This is a genomic window from Lysinibacillus sp. UGB7, assembly GCF_049058285.1.
In the GTDB taxonomy this organism is placed as follows: Bacteria; Bacillota; Bacilli; order Bacillales_A; family Planococcaceae; genus Lysinibacillus; species Lysinibacillus sphaericus_B.
This window is the reverse complement of sequence record NZ_JBMGUV010000005.1, coordinates 125,156-152,034: the sequence shown is the minus strand read 5'-3', so window position 1 is coordinate 152,034 and position 26,879 is coordinate 125,156. Positions and strand designations below refer to the sequence as shown.

Here is a 26,879-nt window from a genome sequence, read left to right as displayed (position 1 = left end):
CCTTCATTCAAGTATCGTTATTTTGTTTCCGTTAGTTGCGGTAAATAATATTCCTCTACGAACTTAGTCGTTGTATTTCCTTGTAAAAACTGCTCATGGGTTACAGTTTTCAAGAGCATCGAAATATTAGTTTGGATGCCTTCTATTTTATACTCTTTAAGTGCTTGAATAAGTCGCTCACACGCAATCATGCGTGTTTCACCCCAGACGACTAATTTACTAATCATTGGATCATAAAACGGCGTCACCATTGAGCCAGTTTCTACTCCGCATTCATGACGAATGCCTTCCCCAGTTGGCAACTCAAGTGCTGTAATCTTACCTGGGGATGGGAAGAAAGTCGTTGGATTCTCTGCATAAATTCGTACTTCTATTGCATGCCCCTTTTTTTCAATGCTGTCACGCGTAATGGTTAATGGCTGCTTAGCTGCAACTTTTAATTGTTCCTCTACTAAATCCAACTTCGTGATCTCTTCGGTCACTGGATGTTCAACTTGTAGGCGTGTATTCATCTCTAAAAAATAAAAATTTTGCTCAGCATCTACCAAGTATTCAATCGTACCGGCATTGACATAGCCTATATGTTTGACTGCCTGTATAGAAGCTTCTAACATACGCAGCCGTGTTTCTTCTGAGATGAATGGAGATGGTGCCTCCTCCACTACTTTTTGATTGCGCCTTTGAATAGAGCACTCCCGTTCAAATAACGGCACAACATTACCCGCATGATCAGCGATAATTTGCACTTCCACATGATGGGGATTCGCAATAAATCGTTCCATATACATCGTGCCATCACCAAAAAACGATTGTGCGCGTTTTTGATTACCTTCGAAGGCTTTCGCTAACTCGTCGTCATTTTCCACGAGTTGCATACCGATACCACCGCCACCAGCAGAAGCTTTCAACATAATGGGATATCCTAGACGGGAAGCAATTTCAATAGCTTCAGCACTATCTTGCACTGCTGTTTCTACACCTTCTACAATGGGTACACCTGCCGCTTTCATCGTCTTTCTAGCTTCTAATTTACTGCCCATTGACGCAATAACATCGGCACTCGGTCCAATAAAGACTAGGCCTTCTTCTGTACAGCGTTGAGCAAATTTAGCGTTTTCCGATAATAAGCCATAACCAGGATGGATGGCTTCAGCACCACTTTCCCTTGCTACTTCAAGAATACGTTCCATATTTAAATAGCTTTGTGCTACAGGTGGCTTTCCAATACAAAATGCTTGGTCTGCCTCCCTAACATGTAAACTTTCAGCATCCGCTTCTGAATAAACAGCAACAGTCTGAATATTCAGTCGTTTACATGTTCTAATAATACGTCTAGCTATTTCACCACGATTGGCAATTAAAATTTTCTCAAACATTTTTCTGCCCCCTTTTACTTCACCGTTGCAGCAAAGCCCTCACGTAATTTAAATTTTTGTACTTTTCCTGACGCTGTCATTGGATAGTGCTCAATAAAGAATATATACTTTGGAATTTTATGTTTCGAAATTTTATCTCTACAAAAATCTCGAATTTCATCTTCTGTTACCTGTTCACCTTCACGTAAAATTATCCATGCAGCCGCTTCCTCCCCATAAACTGGATCAGGTACGCCTGCCACCTGTACATCAGAAATTTTCGGATGAGTGTAAAGAAATTCCTCAATTTCACGTGGATATAAATTTTCACCACCACGGATAATCATGTCCTTCAAACGACCAGTTACTCGGACATAACCTGCTTCATCCTTCGTTGCCAAATCACCTGTGTGAAGCCAACCTTTCTGATCGATAGCAAGTTTTGTTTCCTCAAGATTTTTGTAGTAGCCCTTCATTACGTGATAGCCTCTAGTACAGAGCTCACCTTGCTCATTTGGAGCTGCTTCCTCATCTGTGCCAGGAACCATGATTTTCACTTCTAGACTTGGTAATGCACGACCAACTGTCTCGACTTTTAAATCGAATGGGTCATCTGCTCTCGTTTGTGTAATAACGGGTGAAGCTTCGGTTTGCCCATAGCAGATTGTCACATCTGTCATCCCCATTTTGTCAATAACAGCTTTCATGACTTCGATTGGACAGTTAGAGCCGGCCATTACACCTGTGCGTAATGATGATAACTCATATGACGAAAAATTCGGTAAATTCAATTCACTGATAAACATCGTCGGTACGCCATGTAACGCTGTACATTTTTCTTTCGCTACTGTTCGTAACACTTCCGTAGGTGAGAACTCCTGTACTGGCACCATCGTCCCCCCGCTTGTTGTAATCGCTAATGTACCAATGACGCAGCCAAAGCAATGGAAAAATGGAACAGGTATACATAAGCGATCTTCGTAGGTTAATCGCATGCATTCAGCAATATTTAATGCATTATTCACTAAGTTATAATGCGTTAACATTACGCCCTTTGGAAATCCAGTTGTCCCTGATGTATATTGAATATTAATGACGTCATCATAATGTAGCGTTTGCTGTCTTTGATGTAATTGTTCTTCTGTCACTTGTTCAGCAGCAGTTAATACATCTGACCAATTGAGCACACCAGGGTATTTCGTATTGCCAATTAAAATAACATTTTTCAATAAAGGTAGTCGCTTCGATTGTAAATTACCTGGTTCACAATGTTCTAGCTCCGGACATAACTCTTGCAGTGTATTGATAAAAGAATGGTCTCGAAAATTTTCAATTAAAATAATCGTTTTTGCATCTGATTGCTTTAATAAATATTCCAATTCATGTGCACGATAATTTGTGTTTACAGTGACAATTGGGGCACCCATTTTTCCTGTACCAAACTGTAGCTGCACCCATTCAGGTACATTTGTTGTCCACACAGCAATATGGTCTCCCTTTTCAATGCCAAGGGACATTAATGCTCTAGCAACTAAGCGACTTTGGTGATTTAGCTCCTCATAAGTCATTCGCAAATCTCTATCTGCATACACAAGTGCTTCACGTTTCGGATACTTTTCAGTTTGTTCATCTAGCAACTGACCAATTGTTTGATACACCAGTTGTGCCATGAAAATCCCCCTTATATGTGCTATTTACTTATTAACAGCCTATTAGACGAGAAATAACAAGTCTTTGAATCTCTGATGTACCTTCACCAATTTCCATTAATTTAATGTCACGCAAATGACGCTCTACGTCATATTCCTTCATATATCCTGAACCACCATGAATTTGAATTGCTTGATTGCAAGTACGGAAACCCATTTCTGAAGCAAATAATTTTGCCATCGCTGCTTCTTTGCCAAATGGTTTCTTTTGATCCTTTAACCATGCTGCCTTATGTACTAACGTACGAGCAAGCTCTATTTCCATTGCCATGTCAGCTAATTTAAACTGTATTGCTTGTAATTTGGAGATAGGTGCCCCAAATTGTTCGCGTTCTTTTGCGAATTGCAATGCTTTTTCATAGGCTGCCTGCGCGATTCCCACTGATAACGCTGCGATAGAAATTCGTCCCCCATCTAAAGTATTTAAAAATTGGCTAAATCCACGTTTTTCATCACCTAATAGATTAGTCCTTGGTACACGGACGTTTTGTAATACAATCTCACATGTATTTGAGCCACGCACACCCATTTTGTCATAATTACAGTTGATTGTTACACCAGGTGTATTAGTCGGTACGATAATAGACGAGATAATTTTTTTACCATCTTCGCGTTTACCTGTTACTGCAGTCACGATAATTTGACGGGCATGACCTGCATTCGTAATCCAACATTTTTCACCATTAATGACATAATCATCACCATCAACCACCGCTGTTGTGCGTGTGCCTCCAGCATCAGAGCCTGCATTGGGCTCTGTTAAACCAAATGCCCCCAGTGTTTCACCCTTCGCTAAAGGAACAAGCCATTCACGTTTTTGCTCCTCTGTTCCAAAATTATAAATTGGCGAAGCACCTAAGCTAACTGCAGCTGCATAACTTAACCCTGTTCCCCCACACGCGCGACCAATTTCTTCAACAGCAATTGCATAAGATACCGTATCTCCACCTGAACCACCGTATTCTTCAGGAAACGGGATACCCAATAAGCCTAGTTCTGCCATTTTTTCAAAGCTTTCTATTCTCATTGTGGAAGTTTCATCTACTTCACGCGCATAAGGTTTAATTTCTTTTTCTGCAAAATCACGAACCATGTCTCGAATCATCACTTGCTCTTTTGTTAGTTCAAAATTCATTCCAAGTTCCCCCTAGTTTTAAATTCGCCATAGCAGATTTTGTTAAGATTACAATTGCTTAAATCTGTACCGACTAGTCGGTTTGTATTACTAATTAATAAAACCAGTCCCTGTAGCTGGCTTCACCTCTACCATAAATTGAATTGCTTCTTCCATAGCTTGTTCAGTGACGATTGCACGTAATATCATATCCGTAAAGACTTCCGTAATTTCATCCATAGTCAATGGCCCTGTTTGTTTAAACCATTTATATGTCCAGTTAATCATCCCAACAATGGCCATTGTTACAATCGTACACGGCAATTCCGAACGAAAATCATTTGTCGCCTGACCTTCAGCAATAACTTTCTGTAAAATATCCCGATATTGGTCACGTTTTTTATGAATAAGCTCGCTGTACTCTTCTGGTAGCGAACGACTTTCTTCATAAAATACAATTATATGTGCCTGATACACATCAAACACTTGTGACAGCGTATGAACCATTGCACATAAACGTGTAATCGGTGTGTTGTATTGATCGTAAGCTTCCTGTGATTTCTTTATAACATAGGAAATAAACACATCATGAATTTCATACAACAATTCATCCTTTGATTTGAAATTATGATAAAACCCACCTTTTGATGCACCAATATATTCGACAATTCGGTCGACAGTTACACTGTGGTAGCCATCTTGCTGAAACAGTACTACAGAAGCGTCTACAATTCGTTGTTTTAATGTTTTCTTTACCATAGGCATCCATCATCCTCTTTATGACTCTACTCCATCATCCCCTATAATCAGGAAATAACTTTTTACTTATTTTACCTAATTATAAAAATACTATGACACCATTAATATAGCATTCTCAAAAAAAGGTGTCTAGCATTAACAAAGGAATTAAAAGTAATTACGAGAATTTACTTTACTTAATGTAGAAATAATTACATCACTTAAATTCCGTATGATACTTATCTTTATATAATATCTTTCAATAGCTCAATATAATTTCTCTTTTTAGCTATAGAAATTTACTTTGTGTCAATTATTACTCATATACATTATATGTATGAATTCCATTAAGCTTTCATGCACCCATTTTCGCAATAAAAAAAGAGGCTTCTTAAAGTCTATTTTCTTGGGTCTAGCATGTGTTATTGAATTTTTGATACACAATTTCGATTTAATAGACCTACAACTACTTAGGACACCATTAAATTTTCTAGCCATAAAGAAGGGCACCCATCAACCGTTCGTCTTCCTGCTCAGCAATCGGCAAATCCATCGTAAAAATTGAATAGACCAGTATAATGAGAATAATCTCCTTAAATAAGGTATTACCATTACTATTATATAAATAATATTTTTTACATTTAATTACAATGTTAAAATAGTAAGATTCACCATATAACACTACCGACCATCGGATTTGCCTCTTTCTTGTTCATTTAGGTCAATATGATGTTGGTCACTTAGGCGACGCCATAGGACGTGGCTCTCTTAGTCTACGTTCCTCAATAATCGGCTGATGGTAAACATTCCATCTAGTAAGTTCCGTATTACAGGCGCTTAAGCCCTTTCTACAAACAAGAGATTAAGCGCATTGTGTATTAGTCTCTTTGTGTCACTACATTCAGGTCGTTGAATGAATGCTGCACTAGTGCACTCTGTTACGGCTTGCTACCTCCATGCGAAGTTACATCTGATAACGCACGTAAAATAGCTTTTGTAATAATATCTACACCTGTTACAAGACGTTCTCTATTAAATGTCATGTTTGGATGATGTAATCCTGGTGTAACTCCACAGCCTAGTCCAAGCATCGTAGCTTTGAGCTCTGGTTTTTCATACGTATAAAAATGAAAGTCTTCCCCGCCTGGTGTAACAACTGGTGATGCGCACGCTGTATGCCCAACCACATCAATAATCGCTGCACGCATATGTTCCAATGCCTCATCATGCACTAGTGCAGCGACAATATGAGCAGCTACTTGCAGGTCGATCTTTGCACTATACATTACCTCTACAGATGCCTTTACACGTTCAATACCTTCTGTTAACGCATGCATCACTTCATTCGTTTGTGCTCGCGCATCAATACTAAATGTTGCTTTTCCAGGAATAATATTAGCGGAAGTGCCTCCTGCATTAAATTGTGTCATTTTAGCCGAAGCCGATACATTCGGATCTGTCCAAATTTTTTGTAGCCCTTCTACAATTGCTGCCCCTACCTCAATCGCATTAATGCCAAGTTCAGGCCATGCACCGTGTGCCTGTTCTCCGAAAATGGTACCCGTAAAAAGCTTCGCCGCTCCATGATACAGTGCTGGTGCATACGTTCCATCCTGTAATTCTTTAAGTGGACGAACATGAACCCCGAACAAGTAGTCCAAGTCATCAATAATACCTTTTTCGACTAATGCACGAGCACCCTCTGCCTTCTCTTCTGCCGGTTGAAAAAGGATACGCACTGCACCAGGAAGTGCTGGCTCCATGCCCTTTAAAAGTAATGCCGTCCCAATAGCCATCGTCATATGGCCATCGTGTCCACAAGAATGATTTGCCTTAAAAACACCGTCTACTTCTTGCCAAAGCGCGTCTATATCTGTTCGAAAGCCTACCTTTGGCGTTCCTTTACCAATATCAACATAAAGCCCCGTCATATCGTCGAACATTTGTGGATCCAAATTGGCTTCCTTCAGTAAATTTGCAATGTATTGTGTCGTTTGCTGTTCCTGCCAACTAATTTCTGCATGCGCATGTAAATGTGAAAAAATTTCAGCCATTCTTGGCTGTAAACTTTGTAAAACCTTATTCATTTTATTCAACTCCATCGATTTCATAAAAACGGGCTTTTCAAAAAGTTCTTGCTTTAATTTCAACTAATTTTGCAAACTACTACTGTTGCCTATATGTGCATCGTAACCTCTCGCTGCAATTGTGTATATCCCGATAATCCAATTGCATAGCAAATCGAATAACTGTCGTTTCGCTTACCCCTGCTTGCCCCCAACATTTGTAGCTGAGTGCCTACCAACAAACTGCTAATTGTAAAAATAAAGGTTGCTACTTTTTGTTGGCTTTTTGAAATTGTATGAAATATTTCTTGCATGATATGTAATATTGACCTATTATCCACCAAATTGAAGTGCACCCTTTTTTCATTTGATTTTCCGAAGAATATACATATTTTTCCATGTTACATGGCCTAGCATAGTAATTTTCACGCTTCAATATTTTTTCTGAAATTTCTGTTTTTAAGTTTTTTTCTAACTGAATATAAGATAGCGCCAACTACGATTACGTAATGACGTAAGAAACGTTCTGGTCAAATGACAGCAATATTTGAAAACTTCCCTACAATTAGATCAATTCAGCTACTGAATAGTCTCCTGAAGAATCAAAATATATTGGAGATAAAATCGCTCGTCATCATAATTCAATAACCTCGTATTTTCTATCTCTATTCAAACAATACGATAGTAATTTTCATGATATGTATAGGAATTTTAGATTCCATTCTAAATCGTGTCTTCAGCATAATAATTATTATTATGATTTCGATATGCTATATTAAACACAAGGATTTATGAAAGGATGTTATTTATGGCTAAAAGTGTAGTACTAGCTGAAAAACCCTCAGTAGCTCGCGATATCGCGCGTGTGTTGAATTGCAATAAAAAAGGAAATGGTTATCTTGAAGGAGATAAATACATTGTTACATGGGCTCTAGGTCATCTTGTAACGTTAGCTGATCCAGAAAGCTATGATGTGAAATATAAAACATGGAACTTAGAAGATTTGCCAATGTTACCAGAACGTCTTAAATTGACGGTTATTAAACAATCAGGTAAACAATTCAACGCTGCAAAAGTTCAATTAACACGTGGTGATGTAAATGAAATCATCATTGCGACTGATGCTGGGCGTGAAGGTGAGCTTGTGGCACGCTGGATTATCGAAAAAGCGAAGGTAAATAAACCAATTAAGCGACTGTGGATATCATCTGTAACAGATAAAGCGATTAAAGATGGTTTTGCTAATTTAAAGCCTGGTAAAGCATACGAAAATTTATATCATGCAGCAGTAGCACGTTCTGAGGCAGATTGGTATTTGGGGCTGAATGCAACAAGAGCGCTCAGTACAAAATATAATTCTCAATTAAATACAGGACGTGTGCAAACGCCTGTCGTGGCAATTATCGCGAAACGTGAAGATGAAATTAAGCACTTCAAGCCACAAACATATTACGGTATTGAAGCACAAACAGCTGATAAGCTAAAACTAACTTGGCAAGATAAAAACGGTAATAGTCGTAGCTTCGATAAAGAAAAGGTCGATGCAATCGTTAAAAAGCTTGGCAGCAAGGATGCTCTTGTAACTGATATTGATCGTAAACCTAAAAAGATGTTTTCTCCAGGACTTTATGACTTAACAGAGCTACAACGTGATGCGAATAAAATCTTTGGATATTCTGCAAAAGAAACGCTGAACATTATGCAAAAGCTGTATGAGCAGCATAAAGTATTAACGTACCCTCGTACAGATTCACGTTATATCTCATCCGACATCGTTAGTACCCTTCCTGAGCGTTTAAAAGCGTGTGGAATTGGCGAATATCGTTCTTTAACAAACAAAGTCTTAAACAAACAAATAAAGGCTTCTAAATCGTTTGTAGATGATAGTAAGGTATCAGACCACCATGCCATCATTCCAACCGAGGGTTACGTGAATTTCTCTGCGATGACCGATAAGGAGCGAAAAATCTATGACCTTGTTATCAAACGGTTCTTAGCCGTTCTTTTCCCTGCTTTTGAATACGAACAGCTTACATTGAATGCAACAATTGGCGATGAGAAATTTGTTGCGCGTGGCAAAACAATTATCAACGCTGGTTGGAAAGAAGTGTACGAAAATCGATTTGATGATGACGACCAAGGTGAAGATGTTAAAGAACAAATCCTTCCTCGTCTAGAAAAAGGACAAACATTAAAAACAAGACTAATTGCACAAACGTCAGGGCAAACAAAGCCACCTGCACGCTTCAATGAGGCGACCTTACTATCTGCAATGGAAAACCCTGCGAAATACATGGAAACAAGCGATAAACAGCTTGCAGACACGTTAAAATCTACTGGCGGACTTGGTACGGTTGCCACTCGTGCAGATATTATTGAAAAGCTATTTAATTCATTCGTGATTGAAAAGCGTGGTAAAGACATTCATATTACATCAAAAGGTCGTCAGCTGCTTGATTTAGTACCAGAAGAATTAAAGTCCCCTGCTACGACAGCCCAGTGGGAGCAAAAGCTAGAGCAAATCGCGAACGGTAAACTAAAAAAAGAAACCTTTATCAATGAAATGAAAAATCATACAAAAGAAATCGTTTCTACTATCAAATCTAGTGATAAAAAATATAAACATGACAACATCTCAACAAAATCGTGCCCAGATTGCGGTAAACCAATGCTTGAAGTGAATGGCAAAAAAGGCAAAATGCTTGTGTGCCAGGATCGCGAATGTGGTCATCGTAAAAACGTAGCTCGTGTCACAAATGCTCGCTGTCCACAATGTAAGAAAAAGTTAGAACTTCGTGGTGAGGGCGATGGTCAAATTTTCGTATGTAAATGTGGTCATCGTGAAAAGTTATCTGCATTCGAAGCCCGCCGTAAAAAAGAAGGCGGCGGTAAAGTAGACAAACGTGCTGTACAAAACTATATGAAACAGCAGAATAAAGCGGAAGAGCCAATTAATAACGCCTTTGCAGATTTATTAAAAGGACTAAAGTTTGATGAATAGGTGGATTAAATATTAATAAAAAAACATGTAGCCCATACTGACGATAAAAGGTATTCGGAATGTGATTATTCCGAATACCTTTTGATATTTTATCACAAATAGTAATACCAAATAGCCCCTATTAACGACAGAAGTAAGCTACGAGCAACTATTTTTACTATTGGATTTGGCCATGTCTAATTAGCTGCTTCTTAAAATTCATAGCAGTAAAAGTAAGCATCGCCTGCAAGCCATGCCCGCGAAAAGCGGCCGCCGTAGCGGCAATCAACGGGTTCATACAAACTCTATTTTTTGAATTTGTCTACATCAGTTAGACATGCCAGATTGTAGACAAAAGTTTTCGGGCATGCTGACCATACCCGAAAACTTGTTAATTGGATTGCCCTCTTTAAGTCAAATTACTAAAACTGAACACTTGTAATTACTCTGTTATCCCCATTGCATCTAACATGGTTGTGAATTTTGCCGAAATCTCATTGTATTCACTATCCTGCTCTGAGCTATTAACAATGCCAGCTCCCGCAAATAATGTAATATCCTTATTATTTATTTCAGCACAACGAATGGTAATTACCCATTCCCCGTCACCTTTACTGTCCATATACCCAACTATACCTGTATAAAAACCTCGGTTAAATGGCTCTGTTTTCTGTATAAAGTCTAAAGATTGTTTTTGTGGCGCTCCACATATTGCAGGTGTGGGGTGTAACAATTGAGCCAAATCCAATGCATCCATCGTATCATTTTTAACTTTGCCTTTGATAACAGTAGATAAATGAATCATTGTATCTGTATAAAGGATTGCTGGCTTGTCATTGAATTCCATATCACTTAAATAAGGGCGTAATGTCTCACACATATAATCCACAACGATTTTATGTTCATGCAAATCCTTTTCTGAGTTAAGCAATTCTTTTTCTAAATCGGTATCTTTTACCTTATTAAACGTTTGTTTGCGTGAACCAGCTAATGGATTAATCGTGACACTATTTCCTTCCTTTTTAACGAGCAACTCTGGACTTGCCCCAATAAGGTTTTGGAAGTCATCCATACCAATTGAAAAAATATAGCCTTGTTTATTTTTATATATTAAGTTTTTTAACCATGAAGAGATTTGCGGCTCAGTTTCTAAATGGAAGTTTAATGTTCTTGCCAGAACTACTTTTTTAAATTGCTTATCATTAATACAATGAATTGCATTTGACACCATGGCGTTAAATTGCTGTCTATCAGGCATAACTTTACTATGTTCTACAGTCAAGGGCTGAGAAGCTATTTGTAAGTCATCTATGAAATCAGACTTATGATAATACGCAAGTTTTTTTGGAACAATAATTGTTGCTTTAGAACGTCCATCAAATGGAATCGCCCCAATAATCATTTGATTGTTATATTGCTTTTGTAAGCCTCTTATTTCTTCTTTGAACTTTGAAGGATCTTTATATTCTATAGTCAATCTTTTGTGTCCCACTTTACACAACAACAGTTTTTCAGGTGTCTTAAATAAGGTATCCTGATTTTGAAAATTCTGAAGGATTTCAGAAAGTTTTATTTTTTCCATAGTTTTCAACTCACTTATTTGAAATAGTTATTATCTGCTTCTTCTATTAATAGGTTCTGTCTGATATTCACTACATTTATTTTCATCTGTATATTACTAACGAGAGACAGACGGTATAGATTATCAACGATCATTGAATGACAACATACATCCCCTACCGCTGTTTTAATTTGCTGATTTTTGAGAGAAAAACTTACTTCTGCCAGGTTCATATTTAAGCCCACACCCAGCATTTTGGCATAAGCTTCTTTTAATGTCCAAATGGTATAAAAATAATCTAGCTTTTCTTCTTCTAATGTGAATTTATTGAATTGTGCTATTTCTTGTTCACTCATAAAATAGTCAATACAGTCAAACTCAATTGGCCTTAAACATTCAATATCTATACCAATAAAACTCCCTACTGAAACAGCACCTACAAGATAATGACCCGTGTGTGATATATTAAAATGAAGGTCAGCATAGCCTGGTAATTTTACATACGGCTTTCCATAGGGGCCAAATTCAAATTGAATTTCCTTGCATCCCGTTTCCTTAAAGAGAATATAGCGCTTAAAAAAATCAGAATCATGATTACTGCTATCACTTGTTCTATATAAATAGACATTTATGGATTGAAGTAAGTTGGTCATAATGCGTTGACGCTATGATGAATGATGCTGTCTTCAATTATTTTTAAATACTTGTTACCTAATTCATAAAAGAAAAAGTGACCACCCTGAAATTTTTGAATAGAAAATTCATTATGCGTCATCTCTTGCCACTGTAGTATATCTGTCTCAGTTAAATCCATATCATGCTCTCCGTAATGAGCAATAATCGGCGTGTTCAATTTCTGTCCATTATAGGAAAAAGACTCATGCAAGATATAATCATTTTTTATAGAGGGGATAACAAAATTAATAAATTCTTGATTTTCTAATAATTGTTGTGGCGTACCACCTTGTCGATGTAACTCCTGTATTAAATAATGATCTGCCATCGTTGAATGATATCGATCCTTGCCTTCACAATGAGGTGCTTGGCGACTTACCACGACTAAAAGTTGAAGTTCTATGTCTGTAAAATTTTCAAGATAGTGAGCGACTTCAAATGCCATTGCGGCACCCATGCTATGTCCGAGTAAGACTACTTTTCTATTTTTTGAAATACTTTCAATGGCTTTTGCCATTTTCACACCTAATTCAGTAATGTTTAAAATGGGTTCTTCAATTCTTCGTGTTCCTTTCCCTGGTAGTTCTACACCATAAACATTTACTTGCTTACATTCTGACACCCAACCTTTAAAATTGGAGGCTGATCCACCAGCATGATGAAAGCAAAATAAATTAACTTCACGCAGATTATCACGTGAGAATGGAAACCATACTTTCCTATCCATTACAGCTTCCTCCTTCTATTTTTTCTAGCACAAATAATCGCTGCCCTAGCGGATATAATTTATGTCCTTTATCCGGTTGAATAGACATACATTTGAATCCCACTTCATTAAATATTTCCAACCACTGTGAAGTCGTTAAAAAAGTAGAGGATGTCCCTTTTCTTTTATCATCAGCAGGCTCCATCATAAATACTTGTGAAATTAATATTTGTAACGATTCACCATCTGCTTCTGTTAGTAAGACCATGCCATCATTTTTTAATAACAATTTCAGTCTTAATAAAACCTCTTTTGTATTTTTGACATTATTTAAAACACCCGCTGCTAGAATAATGTTTTGAGAATCATTCTCAATTAATGACATATCTGTCTCGTTTTCTATATCTAATTTCATATAGTCCATCCAGTTAATGTCTTGGAACGTTTTTTTGGCTTCATTGAGAAAATAACTAGAAACATCACTAAACATATAACGTTTTATATTTTTTTGTAGTTGATTGTTAATAATGGCATCTATGACCACTGTAGAGGTGGCACCTGTTCCAGCACCAATTTCTAATAATTGCACCTCGTTTTTCAGAGCAATTCGTGCTTTGACAATATTGGATACTTCGTTATTGAGATAATAAGCGATCATTGTTTCCTTGTATAAGGCTGTTGCTATATCCATCTCACCATCTTGGAATAGTAGTTGTACAGCAGACTGTTTCCCCGTCAATAAATCACCTAGTAGTAGTGCGTGACGATAAAAATAGTCCATGACTTTCTCCGGCATTAATTGCTCTGACCAGCGTGATTTGAGTCCTAGCCAATCACGTTGCACTTCATCAGAAGTCAGGACTGGATAGTTCAATACATAACCTGTATGAACACAAATAAGATAATCATGCTTTGCAAGTGATGTTAACCATCTTTTGAGGACAAATTGAAAGTTCTCGGCTATTTTGATTGAACTGTTAATATCGTCAAATCGATATACTTTACCTTTCGTATTTAATGTATTGTTCTTTTGGAGTTCTAGTAAAATGGTTTTTAAACAAACCTCGTTAAATTTCGCTACAGCTTGTTGAACACTATCCACTGTTAATTGTTCATATCGATAGTCCATAGTCGCTTCTTTACGAAACTGTGTTTTTATCTCCTCGATATTTAAGAATGGTTTTTCCGTTTTCCTATAATCATTGGGATAACCCAATGCACTCGTTATATCACTCCACAGCTGTGCTGTTTGAATAATCTGTTGTCCCTCTTTCCTCATCTCTATCGAATTCATGTCCTTCGTTATCAAGTTATATAATCTCTCGACATCTTTTAAAATAGCTGATGGCCAAGTCGTTGTCAGAATCTCTTGATACGTCGAATTGTAATTTGGTTCAAAGCCCTCAAAAACTGGCGTAGTTAGTGAATATGAAGATTGTTGCTTCAACTCTCTAGGAATAAGAGCAATATCAGGTATTTGCATCCTGGGTGTCCAAACGACCGGCCCATTGGTATCAAAAAGAGTTAATTTACCACTATCGAACCCTAATGTTATCTGATGCATTAAATGCATGTAACTATCAGAGACCACTACATCTACTTGATTTTGTGCTCTAATCGTTGTCGGAACACCTTTTATCATTATGGAGAGCATTTGAAACGGCATATTGTCTGAAATAAAATCTTTCACTCCCCAAGGTTGTAAATTTCCAAAGAGCTTTGCTAATATATGGGCTAATGGAAATGAAACTTGGGTTGCCATATCAACATTAAGGTATACAAGATCTTCTTTCTCCATAATTTTTTGAGCCATTCCAATAAATTTTGTTACATAAGGCAAATTTACATATAGATCTCCCACGATAAACTTAACATTATATTGTTTGGCCACACGGTAACATTCTAGTAAATTTTGATAATGGACTGGCTGTTCTAATAAGACATGAATTCCCTTTTTCATGAACTGTATAGCGAGCTCTGTACCAGAGCCCCCCATAATACTAGTAGGTACAACAATGCAAGCAATATCAATATCTTTAGGTACATCCTCTATATCCGTATATAAGTCCGTTTTATAAACGCTAGCACAACTACGCGACCTTTGACTTCCTTGCGCTAAAATACCAGATAGTTCAAATAAATTAGATTTCTGTATGGCTTCTAAATAAAATTGGCCAAACCTTGTACCACACACAAGCACACGTAATTTTCGGGTCAATCCCTTATCATCCTTTCACTTGGTTCTACAAAATTAGTAAATATCGAATTCGTTAGTCTTCAGCTTAAAATGGAGCTTTTAGCGAACATGACATTTAGCAGAAACTCATTCTGTCCTTGGTTGGGTGTGCCAAGTAGAACGATCATGCCCGCTACTCCCTTCATAACTACTTCTTTAAAACTGTTTGGCAAAGTACCCTTGTCTTTACTAAAGAGACCCTATGACTTGTGCCTCTTCTCCATCTCGGTCGTTATTCTTTTCTAAAATATTCTCAGACAGCTGCTCAATGGTAGGATGTAAAAATAAATTTTCCAATGATAAAACATAGCCCTGTTCATCAAGTTGATTAATCAAACGAATGGCTTTTAGTGAATCGCCACCTTGTTCAAAGAAATTATCTTTCACACTGCTATATTTCGTATCTAGTATTTCTTCCCAAACCTTAACAACAACCTGTTCCTCTAATGTAACTGCTCGTCTGCCTTGCTCCGCAACATCTGGTTGATAAAGCATTTTATATTGTGTTAGTTGCTTCCGGTCAACCTTACCGTTAGCCGTTATTGGGAAGGTTTCATGAACGAAATAATGATCTGGACACATATACTTAGGAATGGTATTCTTCACTTCTTGTGAAAAATGATTAAGTGCTAAAGATTTAATCTGTGTTGGTCCTTCCAATATCATGATGTGTTCGCCCAACCACTTCATGTTACTTCGGGGCCATTCCAATAGACATGTATAGCCTACTTCGTTCCATAAATTTTGCCACGCTTCCCGATTTAGTAATGGCAATTTCTCTAAACGTCTAAAATCTTTAAGTTGCTGATAACCGTCTTCAAAAAATGCCACAGTGATTAATAATAGTGCATTATTTTTTACATTCTCCGTTAATATGATCAGACCACCAGGCTTTAATAAACGTTTTAAATACGACATAGTGTCCTTTAAATGATGACTTCTATGCAGCGTGTTCTCAGCAAGGAGGATATCGAAATCATGAAGCACGAAATCTTGATTATCTGGTGGCATATTGACATCAAAATGTTTGAACTTTATATGTTCTTGAGTTGTGGTTGCCTTTTTTCTATTTATAAAGTCTGTTGATTCATCACAATAAGTGTACTGTCCAAAGCTCTCGAATACCTTAGCAAAACTGTCAGTACCATGTCCGGTTCTTGTACCAAGTTCCATCACATTTAAAGCTCGATTTTGCTCGGACGATAATGTTTTTAATATATTCACGACTAATTCTTCTGTATATTGACTCCATAAATTATACTGACCTAATTGTTCAGGCGTTAAAAATCCCTGTGAATCTAGTAAATAGGCTTTCGCTAATTGCTCCCCTTTTAAGATTGCTAGTCGGGCACATTGAGAAGCAATCAGCTGCTCCTTCAGCTGATAGAAGGTTGTCTCTGTTTCACCGAGATTGAATGCGTTTAACTTAAGACTCATATAATTCCAAGCGCCATCTTCGCTAAAATTAACAATATAACTAGCATCCTTTTTGTCTACAAAGCCATACTCTACAAGGTAGCCTAGCCAATGCTCCATCAAAGATTCGTAGACATTCACAACGGATTTCATGACATCCTCTTTCATGAATACTTGTCCTTGGGCTTTAAAAATTTGTAAAGCATACAAGTCTGAAAACATAATCCCGACACTCAGCCAGTCAATAGACTCTGAATAATCTATGAGCTCCTTTGTATTAAATGTTGGCACAGTATCCTCTAGCTCATTGTTAATTGTTTCGATGCTTTGGGTGAACTTCGTATTTGTTGTAATGGTTTGAATCAGATCACTATGGATATGTTCATGTAGCTTAAGATGGCCAATGAGCTTATTGTCTTGCATCGTTACAACAGCTTGTTGCACAATAGGGAATTGACATAAGTTAGCTTCTATATCTCCTAACTCTACTCTATGACCGTTTATTTTAATTTGTTGATCTTCACGACCTAAAAATTCAATAGTGCCATCTGGAAGATATCTAGCCAGGTCCCCTGTTTTGTATATACGTTTCCCTGTCACAGGATGGTTTATATAATGTGCTTTCGTTCTTTCAACGTCATGACAATACCCTGTTGATAAGCCTATACCCCCAATATATAAGTCCCCTTTTACCCAGATAGGGCTCTCTTCATAGTTTTTATTCAACACATACAATTGCTGATGTGACAGCGATTTACCATAAGGGATGCTCTTCCAATTGTCTTGCACTACATCTACCATAAAATAGTTAGACCAAATGGAGCATTCCGTTGCTCCACCTAAACTAATAACACTGACTCCTCTAAAAGTTTTTGTTATGTTTTCTGGTAAAGTTAATGGAATCCAATCACCGCTTAATAGTACCCATTTTAAATAATGGCCTTGATTGGTCATCGTATTAGCCGTTTTATGGTAATTCACTAACATTTCCATAAAGGTTGGCACCGTATTCCATATCGTAATGCGATGTTTATGCAATAACTCTATCCAATGTTCTGGATCTTTTAGCTTTTCAACTTTTGGTATGACTACCGCCCCGCCAGCGGACAGTAATCCAAATACATCATAAACAGCTAAGTCAAAAGTGAAATTCGATAAGGCAATACTTCGGTCTGAGGTAGTGACATGAAAACGTCGATTGATATCTTGAATCGTATTCACGACACTACGATGAGTGATTTCAACCCCTTTAGGTTTGCCTGTAGAGCCTGAAGTGAAAATAATATATGCTAAATGATCTGGCTTTACTTTTCTAAGTGGTAATGTTTGTTCTTCTCCCGTAACTATAAGCTCTTCAACCATATAAACGTTAATACCTAAATCACCATATCGACTAGACAAAGACTGCGTTGTGATCATACTGTTGATATGTGCTTGCTGCATGATTTGACGTAATCGTTCAATTGGTGTATCCACATCTACTGGCAAGTAAGCTGCACCTGTTCGCATAATGCCTAGTGCCGCAACAATCTGCTTCCAACCTTTCTCCATCAATACAAGGACAATTTGTGGTTGTGCTCGATTTACTGCATAAGCTATATTTTTTGATAGTACGTCCAACTCTTTATAGGAAACTGTAACAGTTGAATCGATAATGGCTGTATTCGTGCCATTTTCAAGACACTGTTTTTCTATCAGACTAACTAATGTTTCTTCTGAAGACGGTATTATAGCTGCTTGATGAATCGCCGCTCTTTGTTTTGCGTCCGGCAATACGATTAATGAAGATAATTGTTGCCACGCACTAATGCCCTGGCTTAGCTTATCTAATAGCTGAATATAAACATCAAACATTTCGTTAAGCATACCTTTAGGGAATAATTCTTCAATACCGTCCCATGAAAGTATGAGCTCACCATCTTGTTCGAAAACTTGATGATCTAACCAAACCTGAGGTGTTTGAGAAGCTCCATAAGCAATTTTTCCTAAATAACGAATATCTTCTAAATGATCTTTGTTTACACCGATGCCACTTGTAAAGACAATTGGCATGATCGTGTCATTAACATGATTTCTTTCTTTCCTCATCATTCTTTCTACTTCTACACCGCTAACAAGTGTGTGTTCTAGGTCTTGTAATAATTGTTTTTGTGTATCCCGACAACGCATAATAAAGTTGCTGTCATGTCGATGATCCATTTCAATCAATACCAACGATGTAAAGTCACCGACTAATTTATCTACGTCTTCATGTAAAGGTAGTCGATTAAAATGGGTTAAGTTTAGGGTAAAATGCTGATGTCTACTATATCGTCCTAATACTTCTGCATAGGCTGTCATAATGACGCTTGATGGTGTCAAGTTAAGTTGATGTGCCATTTGCTTTATAACTTTCCATTTATCTTTCGTTAAAACAGCTTGATATCTAGTGAACTTTTGTTCTACGATTTCATTCGGTTGTTTTTCTAATGGTAACTCAGGTGCAGACGGTAACTTTAGAATACGTGTTGCCCAATAGTTCATGTCCTTTTCATACTGAAGGGACTTTTTCAAATCAGCGAGTGCAATCGCATAGTCTCTAAAGCTGATGTTAATTTTCGGTAGTTTCAACATCGGTGTATTGTATAATCGGTACCACTCATCAAACAATAGAAAAATGCTATTTCCATCAAAAACTGTATTATCGAAGCTAACGTGCAATCGTGTCTTCTGGTCTTGACTCAAGCTACCTTCAATTTCAAACAAAGGCCATTTGCTAACATTGAATTGACGATGTGACATGTTATTTCTTGTAGATAGTACACCTTTTTCAAAAGCTACTTTATCTTGATATCTGTAATCATTTATCCTAATTTGATAATCAGGTACTTCCTTTAGTATTTGCTGAGAAAGTCCATTATCTAGAACAACCACTCGCATAACGTCATGACGACGAATTAATTGATTCCATGCAGCATTAACTGCCTCCATGTCTAGTTCGTCACACTCAAGTTCAAAATAACAATGAGCTGACACATCACTTAAGTCATATACACCACTTCTTCCTAACCAATAGGACTGCTGGATGTCCGTTAATGGAAACGGCTCATAAAGATGGCTGGTATTGCTTTGGATGCTAGGTAAATGCGTTAGCTCACTTTCTTCTTTTTCTACAATTTTCAGCTTCGATATATAATTTACGAAATCACTAAACTTAGGATATTTAAAAATGGATTCCAATGAAGTGGGCAAATTTAGTTTTTTCTGTAATTGACTATTAAGTTGTGTGGCAATTAATGAATCACCGCCCAGTTGATAGAAATTATCTTCTAATGAAATCTGATGCTTATCTAATACCACTTTCCAAATGTTAGCTATTCCTTTCTCTACATCATTCATTGGACGTGTAGGCTCGGCCTGCTCATTCACACCTAGATCGACGCTTATTTTTAACAGTTTGCGATTCATTTTACCATTATTTGTAACGGGCATTTTCTGCACCATTGTTACATTTTTGGGTATCATATAGTCTGGTATATGCTCGCTTAAGTAGTCCTCTAGCTTCCTTTGATTTAATTGAATCTTCACAGGCGATGATTGCGCTATGAAAATATGATGCGCATAAAGTTGCGGATGATTAATGACTTTTACGTTCGAATAGCCCGCTTCGCTAAAAACTTTTATCCATTGTTCATCACATAATAACGGTTGGCAAACATCTTTTCTTACATCTTCAAATTGAGTAAAACCGCGTTCTTCAAATCCTGTCGTAATAAGTTGCAAACTATTATTCAACGTGTTTTCTGCAGAAATGATCAAACCATCCACATCTAATAGCTGTTCAATAAACCGCATTGCCTGTGGCAAATTCTTCATACTGTGTAATGCATTGTTGGCAATAATGATGTCATATTTTTGGCGTTGATACCCTTGTAAAATGGGGTCCACGTCGACATCTAAAATAGTAAATTTAATATTGTCAGAAATAATTTTTTCAAATTTGTTTTTAAAGTAAATAGAAGCATCCGTAATGGTATAGTGATAATCAACCTCTGCCAATTGATTGATTATTGCTTCTGTAAATGCACTACTCCTTGCCCCTAACTCCAAAATTCGCAACGGTCGTTTCCAATTCGTTTTAGCCAGGCTAATCATGTTTATTAATGTTGCTATTTCTTGAGTACTTTCCATAGCACCTGGTTCTTCACAGATTACTTCCATTGGTGTTAATGTATCTTCTGAAAATAATAATGCTGTTGGTGCCAATTGTCCTTGAACAATGGCTTGACCACTCTCAATAAAAGACGTGCTGAATTTCTTAATATTTGGGTAATTGATGACAGATGGCATCATGCAATCAGATAAATCACATATATTTTCATATAATAGATTGTCAGTTGTAGATACTAAATGGAATTTATGTAGAAACCTAAACCATTGATTGATAAGCTCTTCATATTTAGTATCGATATTTTGTTGTGCTACTATTTGTTTTAAATAATAAGTATCGCCTTTTTTCATAGGAAACCCTGTTTGTTGTAAGATGAACGTGATCCCATAACAGGTTAGCTGATCCATCTCTTTACTAAATGATTGCATTGCTTCCGTCTGATGAATGTCATTGGCACTAAATCTTTCGGAGACAGATTCTAACGCCTTTCGTACAAGCTTTGGAACATCTGATGAAGTTGAATGGATATCAAAAATATCACCATAACCTTCAGCAGTGATAAAAGCATGAAGGCTGTTACCATTATTTTGTCTAGCTGCCAAGACAACTGCATCTTTAATACTTTTGTTACTTTTCAAGCTTCTTTCTATCTCACCTAATTCAATACGATGTCCATTCACTTTGATTTGTTCATCTTGACGACCTAAAAACGCTAAAATACCGTTGTCTAAGTACTTGCCATAGTCTCCAGTGCGATACCATCTTTCGCCATCGATATTTATAAAATGCTTGTTTGTTTGCTGCTCATTCCCTTTATAGCCTGTTGCAATACTTTTGCCAGCAATCCATAATTCACCTGCTACTTGATTTGGGCAATCTTCGCCTCTTTCGTTGACAACTCGATATTGCTGGTTCGGTAATGGATATCCATACGGAATACTAGAAAGCTCACACGATTCATCAGTTGTTACTCTATAGTAATTGGACCATATCCCCCCTTCAGTAGCTCCACCCATCGCTATCAGTGTGACATTCGGCATTTTCACGTGGATGTGCTTTACTAAATCCGGTTTAATCCAATCACCTGATAGGTAAACGAGTCTAATTGATGAAATAATTTTCTCTTTATTTTCCAATTCGGTGCATAACATTTCAAACAAAATCGGCACAGAATTCCACAATGTTATATTAAATTTTTCAATGTAGGCACCCCACTTATCTGCACTCCGAACCTCATCTTCACTAAGTAAAATGACTTTACCGCCGACAGCAAGTAATCCAAACATATCATATACAGATAAATCAAATTCAGTCGCCGAAACGGCTAACACGCTATCTGAAGAATCAATTTGTTGTAATTGATTTACAGCATGAATTGTATTCCATACAGCTTCATGGGTCATTTCTACACCTTTTGGCACACCAGTTGAGCCTGAAGTAAAAATGATGTATGCGGTGGATGATGCATCGTAGATGATTTCAGCGCTTTGACAACCTTTTTCTGCATCTGCAAAAGATAAAACCGAAATGCTACCGTTATCGTCCAATTGAGGTTGATCCGTTACAACAACACGTATATCCGCGGCTTGATAAATTTTGTTTCTACGAGACAACGGCTGCTTTAGACCAATTGGAACATATACCGCCCCAGCTGCTAAAATGCCTAAGATAGTAGCTATTTGATTGATGCCTCGTTCCATTACTATCCCAACCGTATCTCCTTTTTTAATACCGTTATTTTTTAAATAATTTGCGATAATGAGTGCCTTTTCTTTTAAAGCACCATAGGTTAATGACCTGTTAGTAGAAGGAGAAATTAATGCTATTACATCAGGAAATCGCTGCGCTTGTTCAAAAAATGGGGCATGCAGACAAGTCGGTTCAATTTCCATTTCCGTTAACACATTTTTTCTTACGTTTAGTTGCTCTAATATTGGAATTAGTAAAGGTGTTGACCAATCCTCAGTATTGGCTACGCGTTCTACCGTCTGTTTGAAGCTTGTAAACATCTCATCCAATACATGAGGTCTAAATACGTCATCTATACTATCCCAAATTAATAGTAAGCCACCACCTTGCTCAAACACTTGGAAATCCAACCAAACTTGAGGCGTTTGTGAAATCATATAGTGGATATCACCAAAAACTTCGACAAACTCTTCATTCAATAAAGGGGAACCGATATTGCATGAAAAAACGACTGGTGCAATTTGTTGTTCACTAACATGCTGCCGCACAAAATCTCTTTGCACATCAACACCCGAATAAGCGGTATATTGCATATCTGTATGAAATTGTGCTTGAATCGTTTGAACGTCCTGTAAAAATGACCTTTGCTCCTTTAAATCGACTTCTAATAACAGCAAAGTTGTAAAGTCAGCTACTACTTCTTCGATATTATATTTATCAGATAGTTGTCGATTGAATAACGGAATATTTATTAAAAAATGATTATTTTCACTCCACTTATTGAGAATTAAACTATAAATAGTTAACAAGGCCATAGCCGGTGTTACACCAGATTTAGCAGAAATACGCTGTAATTTCTTCCATAAATCAGCAGTTAAAAAGAAAGAACGCCGATGAAATTTAGAATTTATTTCTGACTTATTTGAAACAGGTAATAATGGCTTGGTCGGTAATGTCTCTAACCTTTTTGTCCAATAAGCCTTGGCCTTTTGTATTTCTTCTTTATTTTCTTCGTTTTTTTCTGACAAATATGTAGCAAAATTCCATTCAAGAGGCGCATTAGGCTGCATATTTCTATTATATAACGCCACTAAATCTCTTAATATAATTTGATAACTTTGAACATCCGCTACTAACAGATCGATATCGAAAAACAATCGGCCTTTATTTTCAGGTAATAACGTGATTTGTAATTCTGCTACTTGACCTTCTTCAATCTTTAGTAGTCTATGGGATGTTTGATTTCGCATCTCCTGTAAATGGTGTTTAATCTGATGCTCGTCCGCCATTTGGTAATCGTGAATAATTAACGGCCTTACCTGCGATTTTTTCAAGATACATTGTTGCCCATCCACTGTGAAAATTGATCTTAGCATAGGATGATGCTCTTGTAATTTCCTCCAAGAAGCATCTAGTTTAGCTGTATCTATCTGTTGAACATTAATCTCTAAGTACCCATGACAGCCTACATTACCAAGGTACTGACCATCATAACGCCCTACCCAATAAGCATGCTGAACTTCTGTTAATGAGAAAGGTTGATACATGTCCACATTATCTATTTCAACTTTACGATGTATAGTTTCTGCCGCTATTGATTTCTCTATAAATAATCGTTTCCAATCTTTTAAACAGGGATTTTTCACTATTTCCTCAAACGTCAGGCGGGATCCTAGTCTTTTACTTATGTTTATCAGCTTCATCATCTGAATGGACGATAATCCCATATTGAGCAAATTTTCATCTTCTGCCATTATTTCTCCATGATTCAACATATTACATACCGCTTCTTCAAATGCTTGCCATTGTAGATAGCTATCTTCTTGATGCATTTCCTTTCCTCCTACTCTATATAGTCTTCAACTAATTTTTTCTTGTTCGACTTCCCTACATTGATATAGGGTATGGCATCTACATAAACCAACTGATTAGGGAGTTTATAATGTGCAACACCGATTTCTATCAAAAATTTACATAGTTCAGTCAAGGCTAATTCATGACCTTTTTTCACAACAAATGCACATATTCGTTCACCTAGCTCTACATCTGGAACACCGACAACAGAAACATCCTTTATTTCATCATGTTCAAGAATATAGGTTTCAACTTCACTCGGTATTATATTTTCTCCAGCCCGATTAATCTGTTCCTTTACTCGCCCAAGTATTTGAATATTTCCTTCATTTGTTACGCGTGCTTTATCTCCCGTCTTGAAAAAGCCATCTTCTGTAAAGCTCTTTCTATTGATGTCAGGTGAATTATAGTAACCTAGAAACGTATAAGGACCTTTTTGGATAAGCTCACCAGGTTCACCTGGAAGTACCTCATTGCCATCCTCATCAACTATTTTGAATTGATCGCCCTGTGAAATTGGCCGACCTTGACATGAGATAATCGTCTCCATATCATCATTTGGCGAAGTAAAACACGTTATGCCTTCTCCAAGCCCATAACCTTGAATTAACTGACACTGAAATTGTGTCATCAATTGATGTGCTAATTGCCTCTCTAACTTGGCTGCCCCTAATAAAATATAGTCAATGGAAGATATATCTGCTTGTTCTTCCAAAGCTAATGACTCTACCCACAAATTTGCAATAACAGGTACGATAGACGTAAAAGTGACGCGCTCTTTTTCAATCCATTCAAGTACTTCATCAAATGTACTCGTTGAACTTAGTACAACTTTCCCTCCTTTACTTAAAGTCCCCATTACTCCAGGAGAACAAAGAGGATAATCATGAGCAATCGATAACACTGCAAGATACGTACTATCTTCAGTCACATGGCAATGGTCAGCTGCAGCTTTAGCATTGTACAAGTACGCAGTGTGAAGTTTGGGAATTACTTTCGGTATACCTGTAGTGCCGCCTGAAAGTAAAAATAGAGCTACATCCTTATAAGAGGACTGATGTTTCATGAAACGATCATTGTGAGTGCACGACTCAGATTCAATATCCTGTAAAGAAATAAAGTTATCATTGTGTTCATCTGTCAAAATTAGCTTAATACTCTGCTGTTCTTTGGCTACTTTTAAAGCCATTAATGTATAATCATAACCATGAAATGATGATGGAACGATCATTGCTACTGGCTCTGTTAATTTAGCTATATTGCTAATATCTTTTTCTCGATGTGTTGGCAATAGTAAAATTGGCCTCGCGCCCATAATAAATAAAGCAAAACATACCTTCACAAAATACATATTATTCGGTAATTGAACGAGTACATTGTCTCCTTTTTGAATACCCTTAACGCTTAATCCTTGGGCCAAAAAGTTGGCTGATCGATATAATGCCTCATAAGTTAATGATCCATTTTGATCTACTAGTGCTACTTTGCCTTTGTACTCATCTGCCCAATTTTTTAATGCATCCGCTAAAGAAAATGGTTCGAGATAGCCCGTATTTTCATAGTGCTCCACAAACTTCGTAATCATATCTTCTGTCTGTATGCTGTACATTTTTTCTAACCTCCAGTATGACAGTATCTGTATCTAGTAAATGCTTCCTGGCAATATATAAATTTTCTTGCTGGAGTAGTTCTTCAAATTCTCTTTCAGTCCTCTCCTTGCCATTACATAATGCCCAAATATGCATATCGCCTAAAAAAGCGGGAAGTGTTTGTTTGGTCACTTTTTCAGGTAATAATTTTTCAATAATAAACAATACGTTTTTATCCGTCATAACTTCCGCAATGTTCCTTAATATTGCCCGTACATGATCATCATCCCAGTCATGAAGAATCCTAGATAATATATAAGCATCCGATTTTTGTTCAATTGGTAAAAAGAAGTCTCCTTCCTCGAATCGACAACGACTTTCTAAATCATGCGTACGAATTGTTCGCTCAGCTTCTTCTCTTATATAGTCCTTGTCAAGGATGATTCCTTCAGCAAAACGAAAACCTGTTAAAAGTTGGACAATAACATCTCCCGCACCACCTCCTATATCCACTATTTGCTTGATCTCCTCTACATTTCTTGTTTGGAACAATATATCTAAATTCAGGTGCATACTCGATTGACGCATCATTTGATTAAACGTAGTTAGCCTATGGTCGCTGTCTACGTTACTGTCAAAGAAAGCTTCTCCCTCCATTAGTTCAATTGGCGATTTGTTCATTGACAGACCCTCATGAAAAAAACCCCACGCCTTCATGCATATTCTTCCATTAAACAAAATGATTGGCTCCATTGTTTCTTCGCTATTACCCGATAATTTCTTCCCTAAAGAAGTTAATTGATAGCAATCATCCTCTTTATGAACTAAATCCATTGCCATGAGAACCTTCATAAAACGTTCTAATAATGAAGCAGAGAGATGTAGTTCTTTTGCAAGTTGCTGATTCGTCATGCTTTGTGTGAATAATGTATTGAATATTCCTAATTCCACAGAGCTGTAAACGATATACGACTGTGAATAACCTTGTATCATGTTAATGATTTTTATTTTCTCTACATCCACACGAATTCTCCCCTGCCG

The 26,879-nt window shown here is 37.1% G+C and carries 13 protein-coding genes; 1 reads left to right on the top strand and 12 read right to left on the bottom strand.

Translation table 11 applies throughout. The features are described 5' to 3' along the window. Window positions 1-17: 17 nt before the first annotated feature. The 5 genes from ACOMCU_RS06940 to ACOMCU_RS06920 all read right to left on the bottom strand — a co-directional run bounded on the left by ACOMCU_RS06940 (window position 18) and on the right by ACOMCU_RS06920 (window position 7,003). Window positions 18-1,376 carry an acetyl-CoA carboxylase biotin carboxylase subunit gene (locus tag ACOMCU_RS06940; protein ID WP_421049751.1) on the bottom strand — a complete coding sequence of 453 codons (1,359 nt, stop codon included), beginning with the start codon at window positions 1,374-1,376 and terminating at the stop codon, window positions 18-20. Between the two features lie 14 nt (window positions 1,377-1,390). Then, complete coding sequence (locus tag ACOMCU_RS06935) at window positions 1,391-3,025, bottom strand: AMP-binding protein (protein ID WP_010857862.1); 1,635 nt, start codon at window positions 3,023-3,025, stop codon at window positions 1,391-1,393. Window positions 3,026-3,056: 31 nt separating this feature from the next. Further along, on the bottom strand, window positions 3,057-4,199 hold the full coding sequence (locus ACOMCU_RS06930; protein WP_010857861.1) for an acyl-CoA dehydrogenase: 1,143 nt from the start codon (window positions 4,197-4,199) through the stop codon (window positions 3,057-3,059). A gap of 90 nt (window positions 4,200-4,289) precedes the next feature. Beyond that, complete coding sequence (locus ACOMCU_RS06925; RefSeq protein ID WP_421049769.1) at window positions 4,290-4,937, bottom strand: TetR/AcrR family transcriptional regulator; 648 nt, start codon at window positions 4,935-4,937, stop codon at window positions 4,290-4,292. 917 nt (window positions 4,938-5,854) lie between these two features. Then, a complete protein-coding gene (locus tag ACOMCU_RS06920; protein ID WP_421049750.1) occupies window positions 5,855-7,003 on the bottom strand; it encodes a M20 peptidase aminoacylase family protein in 1,149 nt (382 codons plus the stop codon). A gap of 787 nt (window positions 7,004-7,790) precedes the next feature. On the opposite strand from ACOMCU_RS06920, the gene ACOMCU_RS06915 reads away from it, so the two are divergent. Next, window positions 7,791-9,983 (top strand): DNA topoisomerase III, encoded by a 2,193-nt coding sequence (locus tag ACOMCU_RS06915; RefSeq protein WP_421049749.1) that lies wholly within the window; start codon window positions 7,791-7,793, stop codon window positions 9,981-9,983. Between the two features lie 421 nt (window positions 9,984-10,404). Here the strand turns inward: ACOMCU_RS06915 and ACOMCU_RS06910 are convergent, their stop codons facing one another. From ACOMCU_RS06910 to ACOMCU_RS06880, 7 genes are all read right to left on the bottom strand, one after another. Further along, window positions 10,405-11,544, bottom strand: coding sequence for an isochorismate synthase (locus ACOMCU_RS06910; RefSeq protein ID WP_421049748.1), 1,140 nt, complete (start codon window positions 11,542-11,544; stop codon window positions 10,405-10,407). Window positions 11,545-11,558: 14 nt separating this feature from the next. Next, window positions 11,559-12,176 (bottom strand): 4'-phosphopantetheinyl transferase family protein, encoded by a 618-nt coding sequence (locus ACOMCU_RS06905; protein WP_010857855.1) that lies wholly within the window; start codon window positions 12,174-12,176, stop codon window positions 11,559-11,561. Next, the gene (locus tag ACOMCU_RS06900; RefSeq protein ID WP_421049747.1) at window positions 12,173-12,925 is read right to left on the bottom strand and encodes a thioesterase II family protein; all 753 of its coding nucleotides are present in this window, start codon (window positions 12,923-12,925) and stop codon (window positions 12,173-12,175) included. Before ACOMCU_RS06900 ends, ACOMCU_RS06905 begins: the two co-directional genes overlap by 4 nt. Then, the gene (locus tag ACOMCU_RS06895) at window positions 12,918-15,122 is read right to left on the bottom strand and encodes a Gfo/Idh/MocA family oxidoreductase (RefSeq protein ID WP_421049746.1); all 2,205 of its coding nucleotides are present in this window, start codon (window positions 15,120-15,122) and stop codon (window positions 12,918-12,920) included. Before ACOMCU_RS06895 ends, ACOMCU_RS06900 begins: the two co-directional genes overlap by 8 nt. A gap of 207 nt (window positions 15,123-15,329) precedes the next feature. Further along, window positions 15,330-24,227, bottom strand: a complete 8,898-nt coding sequence (locus ACOMCU_RS06890; RefSeq protein WP_421049745.1) for an amino acid adenylation domain-containing protein — start codon at window positions 24,225-24,227, stop codon at window positions 15,330-15,332. 11 nt (window positions 24,228-24,238) lie between these two features. Beyond that, window positions 24,239-25,858, bottom strand: coding sequence for a (2,3-dihydroxybenzoyl)adenylate synthase (locus ACOMCU_RS06885; RefSeq protein WP_010857850.1), 1,620 nt, complete (start codon window positions 25,856-25,858; stop codon window positions 24,239-24,241). Then, on the bottom strand, window positions 25,806-26,861 hold the full coding sequence (locus ACOMCU_RS06880; RefSeq protein WP_010857849.1) for a methyltransferase: 1,056 nt from the start codon (window positions 26,859-26,861) through the stop codon (window positions 25,806-25,808). The genes ACOMCU_RS06885 and ACOMCU_RS06880 overlap by 53 nt, the downstream gene beginning before the upstream one ends. Between the last annotated feature and the right edge of the window lie 18 nt (window positions 26,862-26,879).